The sequence below is a fragment of the Streptomyces sp. NPDC048473 genome, assembly GCF_043200155.1.
In the GTDB taxonomy this organism is placed as follows: domain Bacteria; phylum Actinomycetota; class Actinomycetes; order Streptomycetales; family Streptomycetaceae; genus Streptomyces.
The window spans coordinates 1-1,022 of the sequence record NZ_JBICXE010000208.1 but is presented as its reverse complement, the minus strand read 5'-3'; the positions used below and the strand labels follow the sequence as shown (position 1 = coordinate 1,022).

At 70.4% G+C, this 1,022-nt stretch carries 1 protein-coding gene; it reads right to left on the bottom strand.

The genetic code is table 11. From position 1 onward, the window contains the following. Window positions 1–864 (bottom strand): hypothetical protein (locus ACGFU7_RS48270; protein WP_393705195.1); only part of this gene is annotated, 864 nt, incomplete at its 3' end. Window positions 865–1,022: the final 158 nt, after the last annotated feature.

Here is a 1,022-nt window from a genome sequence, read left to right as displayed (position 1 = left end):
CCCGGAATCGACCGCGGGATACCGCGGAGCGGGCCTCATGTGCACCTGCGGGCCGAGCGCGCCGGCCAGGCTGGAAGTCTCCTGCCCCTTGTAGTAGGCCGCCTGGAACGGGTCGATTCCCGGCGGGACGTTATGGCGCGGGTTGACGGACGACACCCATGGGGCCAGCGCCCCGGCGAGGCTGGAACTCGCCTGCCCGTTGAGGTAGGCCGCCAGGAGCGTGGCGTTTCCCTGGGTGAAGAAGGACTCCTGGGCGAAGGTCCCAGGGATGAAGGCATCCCTCAGGAGCGGCGCCCTCAGAAGAAGATGGGCCCGGGTTCCGGCGCGGCCGTACGATGCGAGGAGCCGGTCACCGGCGATGACCACCGCCCGCTCCCGGGCGGTCGCACCGGGCAGGCGGTCCGCCAGGGCCACCCGCTCGCGCCTGGTGACGGGATGAGAACCCCGCGAGGTCAGCAGGGCATCGGTATCGGGACGGGCCGCCATCCAGTGCCCCCCACCGAAATCCCCCTCCGTACGGACCAGGAAGACCGTACGCCGGTCCGCCCCTGACTGGCCGATCTGCAACACACCGGTACTCGAGGCGGTGACATTCAGCACCCGCAGCGACAGCCCGAACACCTCAGCCGCCACCACCGGGGCCACATCACCGGCCACGCTGTCCCACTCCCCCCGCCTGCCCAGCAGACCAGCGATGTCCCGACGGTCGACATCACTCAGCCGCCCGGCCTCGCGCAGCCGCGCCAACGAAGCGGCCATCTCCGGCCGCCCCGTCCATTCACTGACCAGCGCGGACACGGCCTGCGCCTCCACCCACGGCCACAACCGGCGCCCCTCCTCCCGCAGGCCCAGATCATCCTGCAACGCCCTCGCCAGAGCCGACCGAACCCCCGACGCCGTCAACCACCCACCCCGGCCGTCCGACAAACCCCCGAAACCGATCAACGCACGCATGAAACAGTCCCCATCACCCAAAACATCTTGCACCTCCAAACCAACCCCCAGCCCCGCACCCACACCCG